This window comes from Calothrix sp. NIES-2098 (genome assembly GCF_963875125.1).
In the GTDB taxonomy this organism is placed as follows: domain Bacteria; phylum Cyanobacteriota; class Cyanobacteriia; order Cyanobacteriales; family Nostocaceae; genus Aulosira.
The window spans coordinates 1,685,495-1,707,040 of sequence record NZ_CAWNKJ010000001.1; the positions used below are offsets into that span (position 1 = coordinate 1,685,495).

The window sequence follows — 21,546 nt, forward strand, 5'->3', positions numbered from 1 at the left end:
AAGAAGATACTGAATTAGGGCTAAATTGAATCGTGTGTCCTACGCTCAAACAGCCCTGTCAAAATTTCTCTTGTTAACTACCAGCTACTGTAAAACCTTGTTTTTCAAATACAGTTTTGGCTTCATTCCCCGATAAAAATTGCACAAAATCCTTAGCGGCATCGACATTTTTACTGCTTTTGAGCACAGCGATAGGATAGATGATAGGAGAATGGGTTTTTTCGGATGCAGTACCGACAATTTTGACTTTTGGTGTACTTTTGGCATCTGAGAAGTAGACCAGCCCCGCATCAGCATTGCCGGATTCTACGTAATTGAGAGCTTGACGAACGTCTTTAGCGTAAACTGCCTTGCTTTTAACTTGGTCAAGAATTTTTAATGAAGTTAAAACTTGTTGGGCGTATTGTCCTGCTGGTACACTTTTGGGTTCGCCTAGAGCGATTTTCTTAATGCTTGGTGAAGCTAAGTCTTTGAAATCAGTGACAACTGTAGAATTTTGGGGTGCAATCAACACTATTTGATTTTTCAGCAAGTCCTTGCGAGTGCCATCAACTAACAAACCTTTTTGCGCTAAAGCATCTATCTGTTTAGTTGCAGCCGAGATAAAAACGTCAACGCCTGCACCTTGTTCAATTTGTTGTTGCAAAGCACCCGAAGAACCAAAATTGTAAGTCAAACTGACATTTGGCTTTTGTTTGCTATACACAGGCTTGATTTCATCCATTGCATCTTTGAGGCTAGCAGCTGCTGATACCGTCAAAGTTGTTGTTTGGGCTGCTGGGCTAACAGTTGAGGATGGGTTAGATGTAGTCGTTTGACTACAGCCGACAATAAGTAGGAACGAAATTAATACCCAACTTGCAAAAGTCAGGATGGGTTTATTAATCATTTGCACTCCTCAAGCGTTCTTTCTTAATTCATAATTTACCAACCTATGAGCCTATAACCCAAAAAAATTGGTACAAGAATTACAGCTTGTTTGAGTTGATGACTAAAATTGTTGGTAATATAACCAATCTGACGATAACTTCCTTGTCAGCCCATCAAGAGATTCCAGAGCATCTTTACTCTTGAGTTCATTGCCCTGCCACATCGTTGTAGCCTTTATTAGCCGTAGCAGACATAATCCATAATGCTAGGATATCAAAGCTTGCCAACATTAACTGTCGATTGATTGAATTTACATCAACCAATTGCCGCATATTTAATATCATGTCCGGTAAATTACTTGTGATATGTCATTGCGAGTGGAACGCGGTGGAACGAAGCAATCGCAAAGTCTTTGGGATTGCTTCACTTCGCTCGCAATGACGACTGTTTAACCGGACATGATATAACTCATGTGTTTATACTGTTAAACAATTTATTTATTGAGTCAAAATATTGACTTTTAGTTTATGTATAGATGCCCAAAAAATAGTTTTTGCTTATAATTTTATTCTCAAAAGGCATATTATCAGGTAGTTAATTTGATGAAAAATTACTAGCAAATATCCGTATTTCCAATAATGGCTTCATAGCTTTTAAGCATTGCTCACTCCGGCTTTAAAAGCTAATTAGGCACGACAAAAACCATCTCTACATCTCCAAAATTAGCATGAAAAATCTTCGTTCGAGTAATTGTAAGTGTTACCAGTTTACACAAAATTAAAAGCGGGTGATGGGACTCGAACCCACGACGTTCACCTTGGGAAGGTGACATTCTACCACTGAATTACACCCGCAAACAGCAGCTAGCCATAAAGCTATAGCTAGTAGCTATCATACCACAATCAGCCAAGGCTGAATTTAAGAAGCAGATTTTTCGCGCTCTGATGGTAGGCTGATGACTTCATGTTCGCCGGATGCAGGGCGGGGTGGTTTTTTGCCGAAGCCGTAGCGTAAGGTATTGACGATCCAGCTTTGGAAGTTGTCAATATAGCTAAATATGACGGGTACTACCACCAATGTCAGCAATGTGGAAGTCGTGAAGCCTCCCATGATAGCGATTCCCATCGGTTGGCGGACTTCGGAACCGACACCAATTCCCAATGCTAGGGGTAGAGTACCGGCGATTGTTGCTAGTGAGGTCATCATAATCGGGCGCAAGCGCGATACGCCAGCTTCTATGAGTGCTTGACGTTGGCTTTTACCTTCTTGCATGTTGATGATTGTATAGTCTACTAACAGAATTGAGTTTTTGGTGACAATTCCCAACAGCAGTACAATCCCTATTAAGGCATAGAGTCCTAAGGGTTTTTGCATTACCATTAGGGCTACTAATGCGCCGCCTAAGCAAAAGGGTAAGGCTGCCATAATCGATAGCGGATGCAGGAAGTTGTTATATAGCAGCACGAGAATTGCATAGATGCACAGAATGGCTAATCCCAAGGCGCTACCAAAACCTCTAAAGATGTCTTGCATAATTTTTGCACCGCCGGAGGGTTGTTGCATAACTCCTGGGGGCAGGTTTTGCATGATGGGTAGTTTATTAACTGCTTGGACTGCTTCTCCGAGGGCAATACCTTGTAAGTTGGCTTCGACTGCAACTTGACGGGCGCGATCGTAGCGGTTGATGGTTGCAGGGCCACTCCCAAAGCGGATATCTGCAACGGCGAGGAGGGGAACTAAGCTACCATTTTGACTGGGAACTTGGAGATTTTTGATATTGTTGATGTCTGCGCGGGCTTTGGGATCGATTTGCACGCGAATGGGGATTTGCCGATCGCTTAAATTATATTTGGCTAAGTTGGCATCGTTATCACCTATGGTGGCTAAGGAGGCTGTACGGGCGATCGCCTGCACTGTCACGCCCAAATCTGCGGCACGTTGCGGATCGGGTATTACGAGAATTTCTGGTTTTACCAAACTGGCGCTAGAAGAGACTTCCACTAATCCGGATATGGTGCGCATCTGCTTTTCTAAGTCTGACGCCGCTTGAGTGAGGGCTTCGGGATTCTCACTCCTGAGAACTATAGATAAACCTTTACGGCTATCCCCTGGTACTTGGCTTTGGAAACTGATTCTCGCTCCTGGTATTTGTTGGAATAGGGGGCGAATTTCTTCCTCAAATTGTTTTTGCGATATCTTGCGTTCTTCTTTGGGTTTGAGATTGACAGCGAGGGTAGCTGTACTCAAATCTTCTGTAGCTACTACCTGGGCTACATACGGGTTTTTTAGGAGGATATTAGTTGTTTGGGTTACTACTTGATTCATGTCTGCCAAGGTGGAACCTGGGGGAATTTCGATCGCTATGCTCGAAAGTCCATAGTCACCATCATCTACAAAGCCCTTGGGAATTAAAGGAACTAGCATCAGACTGGCCATAAAGAAAGCTATGGCGATCGCTATTGTTGTTAATCTATGCCTTAGTGCCCATTGCAACATGGACTTATAAAGCTGAAAGCCACGAGGTTTAATAGTGCTAAGTTTTTTGTTTCTTTTGTTAGTTGTTGGCAGTGTAAATTTAAAATTGAAGAATCGGATAACTCGTGCCTGATTCTGCTCGTGTGTTCCCCGACTGCGATGGCTTTTATTTTTATCCTTGAGTAAATACGCCCCCATCATTGGCGTCACCATCCGGGCTACCAAAGTTGAGAAAATTGTAGAAACGGCAACGGTAACGCCAAAAGGTTGGAAAAATTGTCCCGGAATTCCGCCCATAAAGGCTACGGGCATAAATACGGCAATAATCGTTGCCGAAGAAGCCATCACAGCTAATCCCACTTCATCCGAAGAGTCATAAGCCGCTTGCAAAGGTGATTTCCCCATTGCCATGTGCCGTTCCATGTTTTCAATTTCCACGACGGCATCATCGACTAAGTTACCAACAGCTAGGGCTAAGGCTAGCAAGGTCATGTTGTTGAGGGTGTAACCTAATGCTTGCTGTACAGCAAAGGTGGGAATCATTGATAGAGGCAGGGCGACGGCGGTAATTAATGTTGCTCGCCAATCTCGTAAAAATACCATAATGACGATTACCGCCAGTATGGAAGCCTGAATCAATTCATCGATGGTGCTTTCATAGGATTGGCGAACTACATCAGCCCTGGTAAACACTAAATCCAGCTTCACATCTGGAGGGAGGGTTTTTTCCAGTTCTTTAACTGCGGCTTTGACTCCTGCTTCCACTGTCACCATGACGCTACCAGTGCTGCGGAGAACCTGAAACGCTACCACAGGTTTGTTATTCAAGCTTGCAGTTTGTCGCACGTCACCAAATTTGTCCTCGACGGTTCCCAAGCTGGATAAGGGTACGGAACCACCATCAGGTAGGACGATTTCGTAGGTTTTCAAAACATCCACACTGGCGGCGCTACCTAATGTGCGGATACTTTGTTCGCTACCACCTAATTCTGCACGTCCGCCAGGTAAGTTAATATTCAAAGCGCGGATTTGGTCGTTTACCTGGGTGGCGGTAATACCTAAAGACTGCAAGCGATTGGGGTCGAGGTTTACTCTGATTTCTCGGTCAACCCCACCCACACGTTTAATTTGGGCGACACCTTTCACCGCTAACAAGGCGCGGCTAATAGTTTGGTCTGTGAGGTTGCTTAACTCTTCAACAGAACGGCGATCGGATTTGACAACATAGGTCATAATCGGCCCGCCAGCAAAATCTAGACGTTGGACAACCGGATCGTTGATGTCTTGGGGTAGACTTTGGCGAATTTGGGCGATCGCATTTCGCACATCATTGGTAGCGCGATCGCTATTTGTCCCTAATAAAAAATTTATTGTCGTTGTGGAATTACCATCAGTCACCTTCGATATCATGTTGTCGATGTTTCCCAACCCAGCGACAGCATCTTCAATCTTTTTCGTCACTTGCGATTCGAGTTCCGCCGGGCCTGCGCCTGGTTGCGTGACTATTACCGAAACTGCTGGGATATCAACATTGGGATTGGTATCAATTCCTAAAGAAACGAACGAAAACCAACCAACTATCGTCAAAATTAAAAATAAAACTATCGTAGGGACAGGTTTTTTAATCGACCAAGCAGAGATATTGAAGGACATAAAATAATTCAAAATTCAAAATTCAAAATTAGGAAATTTTAGACTTCATCCTTCAGGGGATATCAGTACTTTGTCACCATCTTTGAGATAACCTGCACCTTTAACTACCACGCGATCGCCTATTTTCAATCCGTTTTTGATTTGCACTCTGTCACCGTTAATCGGTTCTCCTAGTTCTACTTTCTGGGCGCGAACAATGTCTTCACCCGATAGCATGAATACAATTACACTGCCATCTGGTTGCGCTTGTACTGCTTTCTGCGGTAATGTCATTCCTCGTGCTGAGTTGGTGGTAATCGCCGCACGGGCAAACATTCCTGGTTTGAGTAAGTTTGTTGGTGGTAAGTCAATTTTGACTGTAGCTTCCCGTCGGCGATCGTTGACTAGAGGTTCTATCTCTCTGACTTTTCCTTGCAACTTGACACGGCGATCTAAATCAGAAGTAACTTCTACTGTCGCACCAACTTTTACCTGTGGGAGTTGAATGTCTGGAACTTTGGCTTGCAGTTCTAATTTGCGATCGCGAATAATCGAAAACAGCTTTTGTGTCCCACCAACAATATTACCTACTTGAGTTTGTGGGGGTACACCTGTGACATCTCCCACTCTGGCGAGTTTTTCAGCAATAATTCCCGAAACAGGCGCAACAACTAAAGTTTGCCCCAATTGCGTTTGCAACTGTACTACTCTCGCCGCAGTACCGCGCACATCGGCTTCGGCTTTATTCACATTCGCTTGTGCAATGCTAATATTTGCTTGACCGCCACCCACGTTTGCTTGGGCGCTACGCACATTTTCTTGCGCAACGCGCACTGCTTCTTTAGCAGTCTTTACTGTATAAGCGCGAGTATCGAGTTCTTGTTGACTAATTGCACCTGAAGCGGCAAGTTTTTGATAGCGTTGAAAATTCTTTTCCGCTTCTTCTAGCCTCGCCTGTGCTTGTGCTAAATCTGCTTGTCTTTGTTTAACTATTGCCAAGTTTGATGTAGCAGTTGCCTGTTTAGATGCTACATCAGCTTGCTTGGAATCCACATCAGCTTGCTTAGATTGCACATCTGCTTTAGCCTGAATAATTTGAGCTTGCAGTACCGAATCATCTAACACCGCCAGCAATTGACCTTTTTTGACGAAAGCCCCCTCTTTAACATTTTCGGGAATTTGTTTAATTTGCAATCCGTTTGTCTGCGGTAGCACAGGAATTAAATCGGATGCGGCTACAGTCCCAGTAGTGTTGAGAGTCTGAGCTATACTAGCAGGTTCTACAGCTGCGATAGTGACTGTCATCGTTGGTTTCGCTGGGGATGCTGATTTATTTGCTACAGCCTTTTGTTGCGGATCTGCATGATTTTTGAATGCACCTAACCCACCAAGCGCGATCGCAAAACCCAAACCAGTTCCTAGCAACAACGGCATTAACCACAGCCGAGTTGGTCTATTATCTAATTTTTTGCTAAAATTCCCATCCTCAGCGCTCAAAGGTTCTTCTATTTCGAGTTCTGATGGACTTTCATCACCCACAGTCATACCTCTACCTCACTATGTATATAAAATACTCTACTGGGATTTTTTTAAGAAAGATTGAAATTTATTAATGTATATTAAATATGACACTTTTTTGTAGATTCTGACTGTCATGGTTCCTAGTATCCAAACATGACGGAGTCTGTATTTTTATTACAATCAAAGAATATTTGCAATATATTCAGGCATTTCTCATATTGTCAATAAGTATTTGCACTGTAATATCGATTATTTTTAAGTATTAAAATGCTAGTAACTTCAATTGCCAATGGAATTCAGAGCCTGTATGCAGATAACCAGTATCTTACAAAAATTGTGATTTTTCTAACTAGAAAAAGGAGGTTTAAGTAATATTACTTTGTTCCGGAAAGAGTCAGATTAATATTGCTAGGAATGGTAAGAAAATTCGTGATTTTATATCTAAAATTAGTCACTTATACGCATTTAAATTGTATATTTTACGCGAGGTTTGCCAACAGTGAAAAGCACAAGCTGACTTTTGAATGCAAGTTAAGTCAAGGGAGGGAACCTCAGCACTTACTGGCTATCCTGGACTATTGGACTGGAACAACCCTAACACAAGAATATTTATTGTAGGCGCGTAACAGCCGAGCTAAATTTATCTTTCTAAAAAAATAATGTTAAAAACTAGTGGGGCTAAGATACATCTATACAAATATGAATAAGCAATGTATCTTACTATTCCAACCTACTATATGCTTTATGCCACCGATAAATATTTTGCACGCCGATGAAAGGATAACCTATCTTTTGGGAAAAATAGAAAAATGAATAGTCCTAAGGAAATCTGCATTGTCGTTAATTTTACCTACAACGGCACTTATATGGCAGTTTGCAAATAATCGATAAATTCCGATTCCAAGCGAGTAACCACAATATGTTTAATGCAACCGAAATTTTAATTGATTCTTTTGTTAATCAACTTCGAGAAGGCTATCGTCGTACCTATGGCGCTTTTAAAAACGATTATCAAGATATCATCGCCTGGGCTGGTAGCATGGCTTTAGAAAATATTGCCAATAGTGACGCCTTATATCACAACGTCGAACACACTATTCTCGTTACTTTAGTAGGACAAGAAATTTTACGAGGAAAACATATCCGCGAGGGAGGTGTCTCTAGTGACGATTGGTTACATTTTATTATTTCTTTAGTCTGTCATGATATTGGCTATGTTAAAGGAGTTTGTCGCCAAGACCAAGAAACCGAAGGCTTATATGCTACAGGTAAAGGTGACAAAATGATTTCTTTACCTCCTGGTGCTTCTGACGCCAGTCTCATACCCTATCATGTCGATCGCGCAAAACTGTTTATTGATGAACGTTTTGGCGGACATAAATTAATCGATGCTGAAGTCATTAAAATTAATATTGAATTAACTAGATTTCCTGTACCAGCAGCTGAAGATCATCAAGATACAAATAATTATGCAGGCTTAGTACGGGCAGCAGATTTGATTGGACAATTAAGCGATCCGCGTTACTTAAAGAAAATTACTTCTTTATTTTATGAGTTTGAAGAAACTGGGATGAATAAAGTTTTGGGTTATCAAACTCCAGCCGATTTAAGGAAGAATTACGCCAAATTTTACTGGAATGGGGTTTATCCTTATGTGCAAGATGCATTACGCTATCTCTCGCTGACACAGCAAGGTAAACAAATTTTGGCTAATCTTTACTCAAATGTGTTTGTTGTAGAACATGACAAACAACAAGAGGAACAGCGGTATGTAGTTAATAGTTATTAGGCAAGAGTTAACAATCAACAGTCAACAGTCAAGAGCTAAAATTAATTATGCTTGGTGAGAAATTCTTAATTTTGAATTTTGTAGAGGGGTTGACTATTAACCCTTGAACCTTGACTATTACACTATTCACTCTTGACTGTTTAACAAAACTATGGATTGGTGGCAACGACTTAAAAAGAACCCTTTGGCGCGATTTGGGGCGATTTTGCTGTTGATTTTCTATTTAGCGGTAATTGCTGCTGATTTTGTCGCCCCTTACGATCCCTATGCGTCACAACCGAGTGGTTCGTTGCTACCACCAACCAAGATTTACTGGAATTCGCCTTCAGGACAGTTTATCGGCCCCCATGTTTATCCTACGACTCAGGGAGACACAAATTTAGAAACAGGCGATCGCAAACTGATCGTAGATTTCAAAAAACCCTCACCTCTGCGTCTATTTGTCTCCGGGCCAGAGTACCGATTTTTACAGGTTAGTTTACCGCTGCCCCCCAAATGGGATGAAGTCACTATTATCCCTGGTATACCTTTAAATTGGCATTTATTTGGCACTACTGGCGACGCAAAATTTAATATTTTAGGTACTGACGACCAAGGCCGCGACCAATTTAGCCGTTTAGTGCATGGAGGTCGCATTAGTCTGTTTATCGGGATTTTTGGCGTAATTATTACCTACCCTCTCGGTTTACTCATCGGCGGGATTTCAGGTTATTTTGGTGGCGTGACCGATACTATTATCATGCGCCTAGCAGAAGTGCTGATGACTTTTCCTAGCATTTATCTGTTGGTGACTTTGGGTGCAGTCTTACCACCCGGTTTAAGTAGCACCGAACGCTTTTTACTAATTGTCGTCATTACTTCAGTTATTAGTTGGGCTGGTTTAGCAAGGGTAATTCGCGGACAAGTACTTTCTATTAAAGAGCGAGAATTTGTGCAAGCAGCCCGCGCAATGGGAGGGAAACCGCTATATATTATCCTGCGTCACGTTTTGCCACAAACTGCTACCTATGTGATTATTTCTGCTACCTTATCTGTTCCAAGTTTTATTAGCGCTGAAGCTGTATTAAGTCTCATCGGCTTAGGAATTCAACAACCAGATCCTTCTTGGGGTAATATGCTTTCTCTGGCAAGTAATGCTTCAATTTTGGTACTGCAACCTTGGCTAATTTGGCCGCCAGCATTTCTAATTATCATCACAGTGCTAGCTTTTAACTTACTGGGAGATGGGCTAAGAGATGCGCTCGATCCTCGGAGTTTGCGACGTTAGAAATTTTGTAATTAATTGAGTGAAAATTTCATTGCATCTCGTTTCTTAATGCCTATTTATCTTTTAAGACAATTGAGATCGTGTCCGTTCAAATAACTGTCATTGCGACGGTAGGGAAGCAATCCCAAAAATCTTATACCAATTAACGAAAACCTTGATACAAATAGATTTCTCGTAGGGGCATGGCATTGCTATGCCCCTACTAACGTATTGGTATCACGATCGACATGAAGAGGTATTTATTCCTAATATTAAAATTAGCTTCAAACTTATGCCTAATGAGGGAATCAGTTAATTTATTGTTTCCCGTAATATTTATTGACAGTACCTAGATACCATATTCAAAGAGAAATTTGAGAATAGATGAGATAAATACAACACATCTTTATAGCAGCAACAGACTTAAGCTAAACTAACTTTTAATCTCACACCTATAAATTTTATATCCTAGAAATTAAAGCTCCAGACCGCTAATCGATCGGAATCATCTCCGATAAATTGCAAAATCTATCTGTTGTTTTAATTACTCAAAAACTTAACACCCGAAAGTATTTACTGCTCATACCATGAACCCTAGGCGGTCTGCTAAAAAATCTCCATCTAATTCCCCTGCTGGTCAATCTTCTAATGCAGAGCAACAGAATCATCAACATGAATTATTTCCCATTGTGGGGATGGGTGCTTCTGCGGGTGGAATAGAAGCTTTTACAGAATTGTTGAGCCATTTGCCAAATGATACAGGTATGGGATTTGTGGTGATTCAGCACTTGAGTCCCAATCAAAAAAGTTTGTTGAGTGAGATTCTCTCACGCTCAACTAATATGCCTGTAGTGGAAGTGCAGAATGGCATGGTTGTCGAACCCAATCGTGTCTACGTGATTCCGCCTAATGCCAAGATGACCATTGCTCAGGGAGTGCTGAAACTGGCTCCTAGGGGGAGAACCTACGGTTTTTTTATGTCAGTTGATGCTTTCTTAATATCTTTAGCAGAGGATCGAGCCAGTCAAGCGATTGGAATAGTGCTTTCGGGAAGTGATGGAGATGGCGCACGGGGACTAGAAGCGATTAAAGGGTCTGGTGGTATTACCTTTGCCCAGTGCCAAGAATCGGCAAAAGTTAGTGGTATGCCGAACACTGCTGTGGCTTCGGGTCATGTAGATTTTATTCTTACCCCACAAGAAATTGCTGAGGAACTGATAAAAATTAGCCGTCATCCTTATATCAGGCATCAGCCTCCAGTGGAATCGGCTGAGGTACTTTCAGTAAGTGGCGATGCTATGTCAACAATCTTTAGTCTGCTACGAGCTGCTACAGGAGTTGACTTTAACCAGTACAAACAAACCACTCTGAAGCGGCGCATCCTGCGGCGGATGATTTTATACAAGCTGGAAAGATTGGAAGATTACGTCCGCTATCTTCAGGAAAATTCGGCAGAAGTCATGGCGTTGTATCAAGATTTGCTGATTACTGTCACAAGTTTTTTCCGAGATCCTGAATCTTTTGAAGCCTTAAAGACAAAAGTATTTCCAAGGATTGCTCAGGATCGTAGACCAGATTCACCGATCCGCATCTGGGTAGCGGGATGTTCAACTGGTCAAGAAGCTTACTCAATTGCTATTTGCTTGCTAGAGTTTTTGTCTAATCAGGGAATCAATCCACCGATCCAGATTTTTGCTACGGATGTCAATGAAATAGCAATTGAGACAGCTAGGATTGGTGTCTACAAGCCCAACCAATTAACAGAAGTTTCGCCAGAACGTCTACAGCGCTTCTTTGTTCAGGTAGAAAACGGATATCAGATCAGCAAACCAGTGCGCGAGTTGTGTGTCTTCGCTAGGCAAAACCTGATTAGCGATCCACCTTTTTCTCACCTGGATCTGATTAGCTGTCGCAATGTGCTAATTTATCTGGGCAGCTCTGTGCAAAAGAAGCTTTTACCAGTTTTTCATTATGGTCTCAAGCCAACTGGCTTTCTGATGTTAGGCACTTCAGAAACAGTAGGTGAGTTTTCCGACTTGTTTAGTCTCACAGACAGAAAAAACAAGATTTATACCCGAAAAATGGCACCTACTCGCTTGGGTATAGATTTGATCGCCAGCAACTATCCCATAGAAGTAAATACCCCGCAGTCATCAGTGAGTGAGAATGGTTGGAATGAGTTGGAAATGCAGAAGGAGGCCGATCGAATTGTGTTAGATCGCTATGCCCCAGTTGGCGTAGTGATTAACAAAGATCTAGAAATTTTGCAATTTCGCGGACAAACTAGTTCCTATCTGCAACCCCCACCAGGCAGACCCAGCTTTAATTTATTGAAGATGGCAAAAGAAGAACTGCGGCTAGAGCTACGCACTGCTATTCATCAAGCAAAACAGCGAGATATAGTAGTGCGAAAAGAAGGCATCCAGATTATCGAGAACGGTCAAGTTAGGCTAGTTAAGGTTGAGATTGTGCCGTTTAAATCTCGCGGTGGTGAAGAACGCTACTTTTTAGTGATGTTTGAAGAGATGCCATCGCCAATACCTGTTGATTCAGAGTCAGCTAGCGATCGCAAAACTAAGTCTGCACAGAAAAAACAAGCGGCTGAGGAAGAGATTAACGCACTCAAGCAGGAGCTAGCAACTACTAAAGAATATCTGCAATCAATTATTGAGGAACAGCAAGCTACTAATCAAAACCTAAGAGCTGCTAACGAAGAGATCCTTTCTAGCAACGAAGAATTGCAGAGTACTAATGAGGAATTAGAAACGGCTAAAGAAGAAATTCAAGCAACTAACGAAGAACTCAACACAATTAACGACGAACTGCAACGGCGGAATCTTGAGTCAACTCAAGTGACCAATGATTTGCAGAATTTGCTCAGTAATATCAATATTCCCATTCTCATGTTAGGCGGCGATCTGTGCATTCGCCGCTTTACTCCGGTGGCGGGAAGAATTTTCAACCTGATTGCCACGGATGTTGGGCGGCCAATCAGTGATATTAATCACAACTTAAATATTTCCGATTTAGAGCCACAGATTTTACAAGTAATTGGCACTCTCAACTTTACAACCCAAGAAGTTCAAGACTCCGAAGGTCATTGGTACGATCTACGCATCCGACCCTATCGCACAATTGACAACAAAATTGATGGGGCTGTGGTGGTGTTGGTTGACATTGATGGACTCAAACGCAGCACCGAACAATCAAGAGCATCTAGAGATTACGCAGAAGCAATTGTCGATACCGTGCGGGAATCTATTGTGGTGCTGGATTTAAACTTACGAGCGATCAGAGCCAATCGCTGTTTCTACGAAACCTTCCAAGTTTTGCCTACAGATACAGAACAGCACTTGATTTTTGAACTCGGCAATGGACAGTGGAATATTCCGCAATTGCGATCGCTCTTAGAAGATGTGATCCCCAGCAATGCCCCATTTCAAGATTTGGAAGTTGAGCATAACTTCGAGTCAATTGGGCACAAAATTATGCGGCTGAATGCTCGGAGAATGCCACAAATCGACAATATGCAATTAATTCTTCTGGTCATTGAAGATATCACCCAGCAAAAGCAATTGGAAGCAGAACGCACTCAGTTACTCACTCAGGAACAGTCAGCTCGTGCTGCGGCGGAGACAGCCAACCGCGCCAAAGATGAATTTTTATCGATTCTTTCTCACGAACTACGCAACCCGCTTAATTCCTTACTGGGGTGGGCGCAGATGCTACGGCGGCCAAATCTCGATGAAGAGATCGTTAATCAAGGACTAGAAGCAATTGAGCGCAGCGCCACAGCTCAAGCGCAGCTAATTGGAGATTTGTTAGACATTTCACGCATCAGCGCTGGTAGGCTGCGTCTGGATGCCGAGCTAATTGAGCTTGTACCCGTGATTGAAGCCGCGATTGATGTGGTTCGGATCTCAGCCGAAGCCAAAAATATCCAAATAGTATCAAGGCTAGATCGTACACCAAGAACAATCAACGCCGATCCCCATCGCTTACAGCAGGTGATGTGGAACTTGCTTTCTAACGCGATTAAATTTACTCCAGCCGGAGGCACAATTGATATTGCCTTAGAGTACAGTGATTTCCACGCTCAAATTCAAGTTAGCGACACAGGTCAGGGTATTAGACCCGATTTTCTCCCTTATATTTTCGAGCGCTTTCGGCAAGCAGATGGTAGCAAAAGGCGATCCAATCCTGGTTTAGGGCTGGGGCTTTCGATAGTGCGTCACTTAGTAGAACTCCACGGCGGTAAAGTTGAAGCAGAAAGTCCTGGTGACGGTCAAGGGGCAACTTTTACAGTCAGGCTACCTTTGCAAACTCAGACCACGGAAATTTCTCTACCGATTACCAGACAGTTGGTTGCTTTACAAGATCGGTTAGAAGTGCCAACTGGAAATATTACATCATTAGCAGGTGTGCGGGTGTTGGTTGTAGATGACGAAGCAGATATTCGTCGCTTATTTACCATTACTCTTGAGCAGTACGGAGTGGAAGTGACAGCTGTTGCATCAGCCAATGCAGCCCTATCAACTTTGATGGCTAACCCTAACGGCTATAACGTACTTTTATCTGACATTGGTTTACCAGAGCAAGACGGTTACGATCTAATTCGTCAAGTGAGAGCGCTGGACGCTGAAGCTGGAGGGCAAATTCCCGCCGCCGCCCTAACCGCCTATGCTGGAGATACAGAGCAAACAGAAGCTCTAGCGGCAGGATTTCAAATGCACATTGCCAAACCCGTTGAACCCGCCCAATTGCTATTCATTGTCGCTTCTTTGGCCGGAAGAATTAGGCAATAGGCAATAGGCATTTGTCATTGGTCATTTGTCCTACTCAACAAACCCCGCGAAATGTTGGGTTGAGGAACGAAACCCAACCTACTGCCGTGCCTCTACCAACGTATTTGTATCATGATTAACGTGAAATGGTATCAGAAGCTCGGTTAATCAAGTTCCGAAGCTCATTAATGAGTATCAAAGCTTGGTTAACGAGTATTAAAGACTGATTAATCAGGTTCCGAAGCTCATTAATGAGTATCAAAGCTTGGTTAACGAGTATCAAAGACTGGTTAATCAGGTTCCGAAGCTCATTAATGAGTATCAGAGCTTGCTTAATAGTATTTCACGAAATACCTGTTACAAATGATTTGCTTCTATTCTCTCCCTTTGCTCCTTGTTTTCTTCCCCTGTGTAAATTTTCTCTTGACAGCGTACTAGAAACTGCTAGATGAACTACGCTTGTGTTATACTCCGAACATTTATACTTGGGAGGCGCTTGCTTCTCTCATGTTGAACAGTATTGATAGTTGGGACAAACAACGACAAATCAAACTGTCAGAGCCGCAGTTTGATGAAAGAATTAAGTGGTGTGCTAAAGAAGTCCGTTTAGATAGCGAGGAAGCTCGACAAGCTAGGGAAGAAGCTAGAAATATCACAAAGCTAACTCAGCAAGCTAGGGCGAAAGCTCGACAGGCTACGGAGGAAGCTCGACAGGCTAGGGAGAGAATCCAGCGAGTTAAGGAAAAATATCAGTGGTTGATTGAGAGAGGAGGGGGAGCAGAGGGAGAAATTTAGTTTTTACCAGTCTGTAGTTAGGCGAAAATTACCACATCGTAGTAGGGATGCGTAAAGACCAACACCATAAGAAATCCAACATTGCGATTGTGGCGATCGCGGCTTCGGCTGGTGGAGTGACAGCGATTCGCAAGGTTCTATCAGGATTGCCTGCGGACTTTCCGGTTCCCATTCTCTGCCTACAGCACCTCAGTCCTTCTGAAACTAACTTGTTGGCGCAAGTTTTACAGTTACGAACAGATCTCAGGGTTCGCTGGGCACATCAAGGAGAACATCTCGCAGCGGGAGTGGTGTATGTCTGCCCGCCAGGGCATTACTTTGTCGTCCATACCAACGCTACAATCTCTCTGGCTCCGCAACCAGGCAAACACGGCTGGGTGCATGGAGTCGATCGCTTTTTTGAGTCAGTGGCAGAGAGTTATGCAGACCGCGCTGTAGTAATTGTGATGACTGGCACGGGTAAAGGCGGTGCAGAAGGTGTGCGTGCTGTGTCTCGGCAGCATGGGATTGTCATTGCTCAGGATAAAGCCAGTTCTGTCGCTTATGGAATGCCAGAGGCGGCGATCGCCACTGGTTGCGTAGACCGAGTTTTGCCGCGTGAGGCGATCGCTCCTTTATTGGTGAGCTTGGTATGTGAGGGAAATCCTTTATCAAAAGCGCCAGCGAGCAAAAAAACATCCCAAAACCCTAGTTTGCAAATATCGCCCACGCTGGTTGACGCATTGGAGAATGTACTCGATCGAGCGATCGCCATGCACCGGACAGACATGGGCTATATTCATCTATTCGATCGGCATAAATGTACCCTCACCCTTGCAGTTCAACGTGGCTTCGATGCAACCTTAGGCGATGATTTGCAGACTGTTAGCATCAACGAATATTCACCCTGCATCATGGCTTTGCGCTCCGGAGAGCCAGCGATCGTTGAAGATGTCGAGGTCGATCCCCGGTTCGCTGCTCACAGAGCGATCGCCGCAGCATCTGGATATCGCGCAGTCCAATCCACCCCACTAACCAACCGCAAAGGAACCATTATCGGTGTATTGTCCACTCATTTTCGTCAACCTCGCCACTTTTTACCCTGGGAAATGAAGCTTCTCGATATGCACGCCCGTCATGCTGCCGATCTAATTGAACTGTTTCAAGCCGAGAAAGTTGGGTAATTTATCTTGACATTGCATGACGAAAGTTGTAGGAATATTTGCCTACTTGCCCGACGAAAGTGGCGGTTAAACTTCAAGACGTTTTGCAGATGTACATCTTGAGGAAAATTTTTACTATCAAGATAGTTGTTTAAAGAATTAAAACCATATTTACGCAAAAACAATAACACTCAATAAAGTAAATATAGTGCTATTTAGCAACTTGCTGACATTGTAAGAGAAATATTTGATGCTAATAAAGCTGATAAAATTACTCCCACACAATGTTGCAATCACTACTATGATAAAAGATTATAGTCATGTTAGGTAATTTCAAGCTGGCAACTAAATTTACCTTGCTCCTCTCTCTCGTTTTCCTGGGCACTATATTAATTAGCGGGATTACTTTATCCAAAGCGCTGGAGCAAAGAGCCGAAGATGAAGTTAACTATCGGGGACAAGTCCTTATACAAATGATGAATTCGGTCAGAGATTATACTAATAACCATATCAGTCCCCTGTTAGCATCCACCGCAGAACAACAATCACAATTTACCCCAGAAATAGTACCCAGCTTTTCTGCCAGAGAAGTTTTTGAGAATCTTCGCAGTCATAAAGAATATGCAAATTTTCTTTACAAAGACGCGACAATTAATCCCACAAATTTACGGGATCGAGCTGACGAATTTGAATCAAATCTGATAGAAAAGTTTCGCCAAGATCCTAAATTAGAGAGCTTATCAGGCTTTAGGGATTTATTTGGCGAACAATTATTTTATAGCAGCAGACCATTTGCAATTAAAGAACAAAGTTGTTTGCGGTGTCATTCTACACCAGATCAAGCACCTAAAAGTCAGGTGGCAACCTATGGCACGGAAAATGGTTTTAACTGGAAGCTGAATGAAATTCTGGGCACACAAATTATTTATATTCCAGCTAGTAAAGTTTTTGAAAATGCTCGTCAGACTTTTTCATTAGTTATTGGAATTTTTATTTTAATCTTTGCATTAGTAATTTTGGCGATCAATTATTCCTTAAAACGGGATGTTCTTCAGCCGATTAGACCAATGGCTAAATTGGCTGAAAAAATCAGTATGAATACAATCGATGCTGAGTCGGAAGGTAAAGATTTAGAACTCACAAAATTGGCTGTAATTGCCAAACGTACTGATGAATTAGGCAAACTGGGTAAGGTGTTCTATCGCATGGTACATGAAATCCAAGTGCGCGAACAAGCTTGGAAGAAACAGATGGAACAACTGCGGGTGCAAATCGATCAAGCTAAGAAACATCAAGAAGTGGAAGAAATCGCTAATTTAGATTACTTCCAAAAATTACACGCAGAAGCTAAAGATATTAGGAACAAATGGTCAGATACAGACACAACATCTACTTAATTATTAATTTTAAATTTATTGGGAGGCATCATGTCTAAAGTCGTGTCTGTCCATTCATTTCGTGGCGGTACTGGTAAGTCAAATGTGACTGCAAATATAGCAACAATGATTGCTCGTTCTGGTAAGCGAGTCGGTATTGTTGATACTGATATTCAATCACCAGGTATTCACGTCCTGTTTGGTCTTGATGAAACCAAAATTACCTACACTCTCAATGATTATCTTTGGGGTCGTTGCGCAATTGAACAGGCTGCTTACGATGTTAGCCAAACAGCCAAGATGAAACCAAAACCTTTTCTCTTTGGAGCGAATGGTGCTATTTATTTAATTCCTTCCAGCATCAAAACTGGGGAAATATCTCGCATTTTGCGTGAGGGTTACGATGCGCGTTTACTTAACGACGGCTTTCGCAATCTTACCCGTAAGTTGAAATTAGATTATTTATTTATTGATACTCACCCTGGCATTAACGAAGAAACGCTACTTTCTATTATTATTTCTGATATTTTAGTTGTAATTCTCCGTCCAGACCAACAAGATTATCAAGGTACTGCTGTCGCTGTTGATGTCGCCCGTAAATTAGATGTGCCTAAAATTATGTTGGTAGTTAATAAAGCACTACCAAAGTTAAATTTTCAGGCTTTGCGGCAACAGGTACAATCTGCCTATGGTACGACCGTAGCGGGTGTATTGCCTGTCTGCGAAGAAATGTTTCAACTAGGCAGTAGCGATATTTTTAGCTTGCGCTACCCAGATCACCCTTGGACGCAGGAAGTAACTGCGATCGCAAAATATATCGTTCATGGTAAATAGGTTTTAAAAATATTGTGATTCTTACCCGATTAATTGCTGGGAGCAATTAAGGTAAATCCTTCTGCTGTACCTAGAGTTTGGCTGTTAGGTAGTTGTAGCGAATTGAGTGTTGCTTTATCTAATAGCAAGTAAGATTTTGTTGCCCATTGGGTTTGTAATTCTGCACTACTTGCTGCTTTAACTTGGCGATCGCTGTAAAAATCTAAACTAGGACGACCATAGGCAAAAGATGTGTAGATGACAGCATCTTTTGGGGTGTGTTGTTGTAGCAAAGCCGCAACAGGTTTGACAGCAAAGGCTTCATTGAGTTCCCACACCCAAACTGGAGAATTCACAAATATTACTAAAATTAAGTAGACACCTGCAAATAAAGCCACAATAAATTGGCGATTTTGCTGGGCGATTAACCAAACTGTATAACTAAAAACGAGTGTCAGTGCAATTCCTAAAGGAAGCAGTGCTAATTGATTGCTGACTATGAAATAAATACAGCCGCCACTCCCAACCAACGCCACCAAACCAAACAGCCACTTCCAAGCGCTAGGGTAAGGTTTAGGATTCTGCCAAACTGCGGCGAGTTTTGCACCTACAGCTAAAGCCACAAAGGGATACAGGGGCATGATATACCAAGGTAGCTTAGTGCGCATCACAGAAATTGTCAGCCCGTAAACTACGATTCCTACCAAGGTTAATCGCCCCCAACTACTATGGCGTTGCTGCCATGCCAAAATTAAACCACTGGGTAGAAAAATTAACCAAGGAAAACTATATTTCAGTAACTCTACTATGTAATACCAAGGAGGGCCGTCATGATTGTGAAATGGCTGCCAAATCCGTTGCACCAAAGGCCCAAAAAAACGACCTTGCCAAAATTCTGCGCCATACTGTTGTCCTTGGGCTACATACCAGGCGATGACAGGTACGATACCTATTACTAAACCAATCCAGAGGTAAGGATTTTTGAATAAGGAGAGTCGTCTATCGATTACTAAGAATAAAAGAGCGATCGCACCCAAAACAAATGCCATTTCTCCCCTAGCTAAAATCAGTAGCCCAAACGCCACACCGGGAATTACTGCCCACAATTTCTGCTGGCGAGATTTCAGCAGCCCAAGCATCAGTAGCAAAAATAACGTGACGGTAATCCCATCATGCATGGCCAAGCGTCCGTGTCTGACGACAGGCAGCAAAGTTAGATAAACTAAGGCAGAAAAAACCGCACTCAACTGTGTTGCAAAAATTTCCTTACTTATCCAGTACAGTAAGGGAACGCTACAAGCAGTAATTAACGCCAAAGGTAAGCGGGTTATCAGTTCGCTAATGCCAAACAGCGAATAACTAGCAGCAATTAGCCATTCCCCCAAAGGCGGCTTATCAAAAGGCTGTCCGTTGAGTAGCGGATAGAGCCAATTACCAGAACGGTACATATGACGAGCCACCAGCGCATAGTAACCCTCATCCCAATCTCGCAGCGCGACTCCTCCTAAATTCATACTCCACAGCGCGATCGCTGCGAGTAAAAGCCGGATTGGGGTTTGAGGGGTTGGAGGGGACAAGGGAGTGTGGGGAGTGTGGGGAGTGTGGGGAGTGTGGGGAGTGTGGGGAGAAATGGCACCAATGCCCAATCCCCCATGCTCCATGCCCAATATTAGTACAGAGTTAATCGATATCTACCGCGTTCTTGTGGATTAGCTGAACTAACCACTACATAGTAAGTACCATCTTCAGGTAATCTGGCGCGGTCAATTAGAGCGCTGTACTTACCATCTTTGGCATTATCCGCGGCGACAATTTTACCTTGAGAATTTAATAAGACTATATAAGGTGAAAATTCTTCAAACTCGCTGTCTACCCGAATACTGACCAACTGATCTTTTTTCCCCTCAAATTTAGAGACATCGTAGGGGCTTTTATTTTGTTTGAGGGTAAGACTTTGAGCATCTAGTCCGGCGGATTCGTCTAGAATGTAGCTGGCTCGGTCGTTTCTCAGTGCTAAACTATAGCGACCAGTATCACCTGGGTTGCGGCTAGTGACTGCGATCGTGTAAGTGCCTTGAACGGGTAATCTCACAAATACAAATGCATCTTTAATCCCAGTTGTTGTCTGTGTACTGCCTCGCTTCACGATAACGTTGTTATTGGGATCAAGCAGAAACATATAGGGATTGAGGCTGAGGTTATTTGATTGGCGTGTATCAGTACTACCACCAAGCCTAATTTGGATCAGTTGATTTTCTCTACCTTCAAATTGATAGAAATGATAATACCTACCTTGAGATTTGAAATCACCTTTGCCGAGAATACCAAAGGCGAAATCTACAAAGTTAATTGGCTTGTAATTCAGATTTAGCGGTGGTGAAACAGGTAAACCCTCACGAGTTGGCTTGCTACCTGTACGGGGTTTAGTTGTTGGTTGAGAACCTCCCTGGCGTGGAGGAGCAGAACCATTATTTATAGGTCTAGGTGCTGGCTCAGTTTCTACAGGTGTGGATGGTCTGGGATTTGGCGCTGGTGCAGTTTCTACAGGTGTGGATGGTCTGGGATTTGGCGCTGGTGCAGTTTCTACAGGTGTGGATGGTCTGGGATTTGGCGCTGGTTCAGTTTCTACAGGTCGAGATGGTCTAGAATTTGGTGCTGGTTCCGTATTTGTAGTTGCAGGCGGTACACGTGGCGGTAGAGGTGAATCAATCGGTTGGGTGCGTTGTTGTGGAGCTACAGGTGGTTGAGAAGTAGGAATTTGCTCAATTCCTTTTTCTACTGCTTCTGGTTGTCTCTCATCTGGTGTTTTGGCAATGGTAAATTGTCCCAGGTATTTTGGTATTTCTAAAGCACGGATAGGTAGAGAATAACTACCAATTAACAAACCACTGCCTAGCGAAAAAATAATAGCTAAGTTAGGGCGAAAACGAGATTTTTTATGGTTGTTTTCTGATATCATAAACACTCCTCAATGTTTGTGAATTTTGCAATAATTTATTTAGTAGGAGCCACTAGTTCCTAGCTATTCTCTGACTTGTAGCCAGTAGCCTTGGTTTCCTAAGTAGCAAACTTTTAGCGAAAAAATGTGCATTTTAAATTTGAG

General features: G+C 42.8%; 13 protein-coding genes and 1 tRNA gene. 7 read left to right on the forward strand and 7 right to left on the reverse strand.

Features of this window, described 5'->3' with window-relative positions; all coding sequences use genetic code 11:
• Window positions 1–73 precede the first annotated feature (73 nt).
• The 5 genes from modA to AACU33_RS07015 form a co-directional block, all read right to left on the reverse strand.
• Window positions 74–889 carry a molybdate ABC transporter substrate-binding protein gene (modA, locus tag AACU33_RS06995; protein ID WP_096587782.1) on the reverse strand — a complete coding sequence of 272 codons (816 nt, stop codon included), beginning with the start codon at window positions 887–889 and terminating at the stop codon, window positions 74–76.
• 187 nt (window positions 890–1,076) lie between these two features.
• The gene (locus AACU33_RS07000) at window positions 1,077–1,214 is read right to left on the reverse strand and encodes a hypothetical protein (protein WP_339375815.1); all 138 of its coding nucleotides are present in this window, start codon (window positions 1,212–1,214) and stop codon (window positions 1,077–1,079) included.
• Between the two features lie 438 nt (window positions 1,215–1,652).
• Window positions 1,653–1,724 (reverse strand) — tRNA-Gly (locus tag AACU33_RS07005).
• 64 nt (window positions 1,725–1,788) lie between these two features.
• On the reverse strand, window positions 1,789–4,998 hold the full coding sequence (locus tag AACU33_RS07010) for an efflux RND transporter permease subunit (protein ID WP_096587784.1): 3,210 nt from the start codon (window positions 4,996–4,998) through the stop codon (window positions 1,789–1,791).
• A 45-nt stretch (window positions 4,999–5,043) separates the two neighbouring features.
• Window positions 5,044–6,522 carry an efflux RND transporter periplasmic adaptor subunit gene (locus AACU33_RS07015; RefSeq protein ID WP_339375816.1) on the reverse strand — a complete coding sequence of 493 codons (1,479 nt, stop codon included), beginning with the start codon at window positions 6,520–6,522 and terminating at the stop codon, window positions 5,044–5,046.
• A gap of 895 nt (window positions 6,523–7,417) precedes the next feature.
• Here AACU33_RS07015 and AACU33_RS07020 point away from each other — a divergent pair.
• The 7 genes from AACU33_RS07020 to AACU33_RS07050 all read left to right on the forward strand — a co-directional run bounded on the left by AACU33_RS07020 (window position 7,418) and on the right by AACU33_RS07050 (window position 18,464).
• Window positions 7,418–8,287, forward strand: coding sequence for an Npun_R2479 family HD domain-containing metalloprotein (locus AACU33_RS07020; protein ID WP_096587786.1), 870 nt, complete (start codon window positions 7,418–7,420; stop codon window positions 8,285–8,287).
• A 151-nt stretch (window positions 8,288–8,438) separates the two neighbouring features.
• Window positions 8,439–9,554: an ABC transporter permease gene (locus AACU33_RS07025; protein WP_096587788.1), complete on the forward strand. Its 1,116-nt coding sequence runs from the start codon at window positions 8,439–8,441 to the stop codon at window positions 9,552–9,554.
• Between the two features lie 566 nt (window positions 9,555–10,120).
• A complete protein-coding gene (locus tag AACU33_RS07030; protein WP_096587790.1) occupies window positions 10,121–14,338 on the forward strand; it encodes a chemotaxis protein CheB in 4,218 nt (1,405 codons plus the stop codon).
• A 486-nt stretch (window positions 14,339–14,824) separates the two neighbouring features.
• Window positions 14,825–15,112, forward strand: coding sequence for a hypothetical protein (locus tag AACU33_RS07035; RefSeq protein WP_096587792.1), 288 nt, complete (start codon window positions 14,825–14,827; stop codon window positions 15,110–15,112).
• A 47-nt stretch (window positions 15,113–15,159) separates the two neighbouring features.
• Entirely contained in the window at window positions 15,160–16,275 is a 1,116-nt protein-coding gene (locus AACU33_RS07040; RefSeq protein WP_096587793.1) for a chemotaxis protein CheB, read from the forward strand.
• Between the two features lie 299 nt (window positions 16,276–16,574).
• The gene (locus AACU33_RS07045; RefSeq protein ID WP_096587795.1) at window positions 16,575–17,651 is read left to right on the forward strand and encodes a c-type heme family protein; all 1,077 of its coding nucleotides are present in this window, start codon (window positions 16,575–16,577) and stop codon (window positions 17,649–17,651) included.
• A gap of 30 nt (window positions 17,652–17,681) precedes the next feature.
• Complete coding sequence (locus AACU33_RS07050; protein ID WP_096587797.1) at window positions 17,682–18,464, forward strand: MinD/ParA family ATP-binding protein; 783 nt, start codon at window positions 17,682–17,684, stop codon at window positions 18,462–18,464.
• 29 nt (window positions 18,465–18,493) lie between these two features.
• On the opposite strand, the gene AACU33_RS07055 is transcribed toward AACU33_RS07050, so the two are convergent.
• Window positions 18,494–20,089 carry an ArnT family glycosyltransferase gene (locus tag AACU33_RS07055; protein ID WP_339375817.1) on the reverse strand — a complete coding sequence of 532 codons (1,596 nt, stop codon included), beginning with the start codon at window positions 20,087–20,089 and terminating at the stop codon, window positions 18,494–18,496.
• 23 nt (window positions 20,090–20,112) lie between these two features.
• Complete coding sequence (locus AACU33_RS07060) at window positions 20,113–21,402, reverse strand: PPC domain-containing protein (RefSeq protein ID WP_339375818.1); 1,290 nt, start codon at window positions 21,400–21,402, stop codon at window positions 20,113–20,115.
• Window positions 21,403–21,546: the final 144 nt, after the last annotated feature.

Bases quoted from the DNA above. Each gene is read 5' to 3' on its own strand.
- modA (WP_096587782.1), bottom strand. From the start codon at position 889: ATGATTAATAAACCCATCCTGACTTTTGCAAGTTGGGTATTAATTTCG.
- AACU33_RS07000 (WP_339375815.1), bottom strand. From the start codon at position 1,214: ATGATATTAAATATGCGGCAATTGGTTGATGTAAATTCAATCAATCGA.
- AACU33_RS07010 (WP_096587784.1), bottom strand. From the start codon at position 4,998: ATGTCCTTCAATATCTCTGCTTGGTCGATTAAAAAACCTGTCCCTACG.
- AACU33_RS07015 (WP_339375816.1), bottom strand. From the start codon at position 6,522: ATGACTGTGGGTGATGAAAGTCCATCAGAACTCGAAATAGAAGAACCT.
- AACU33_RS07020 (WP_096587786.1), top strand. From the start codon at position 7,418: ATGTTTAATGCAACCGAAATTTTAATTGATTCTTTTGTTAATCAACTT.
- AACU33_RS07025 (WP_096587788.1), top strand. From the start codon at position 8,439: ATGGATTGGTGGCAACGACTTAAAAAGAACCCTTTGGCGCGATTTGGG.
- AACU33_RS07030 (WP_096587790.1), top strand. From the start codon at position 10,121: ATGAACCCTAGGCGGTCTGCTAAAAAATCTCCATCTAATTCCCCTGCT.
- AACU33_RS07035 (WP_096587792.1), top strand. From the start codon at position 14,825: ATGTTGAACAGTATTGATAGTTGGGACAAACAACGACAAATCAAACTG.
- AACU33_RS07040 (WP_096587793.1), top strand. From the start codon at position 15,160: ATGCGTAAAGACCAACACCATAAGAAATCCAACATTGCGATTGTGGCG.
- AACU33_RS07045 (WP_096587795.1), top strand. From the start codon at position 16,575: ATGTTAGGTAATTTCAAGCTGGCAACTAAATTTACCTTGCTCCTCTCT.
- AACU33_RS07050 (WP_096587797.1), top strand. From the start codon at position 17,682: ATGTCTAAAGTCGTGTCTGTCCATTCATTTCGTGGCGGTACTGGTAAG.
- AACU33_RS07060 (WP_339375818.1), bottom strand. From the start codon at position 21,402: ATGATATCAGAAAACAACCATAAAAAATCTCGTTTTCGCCCTAACTTA.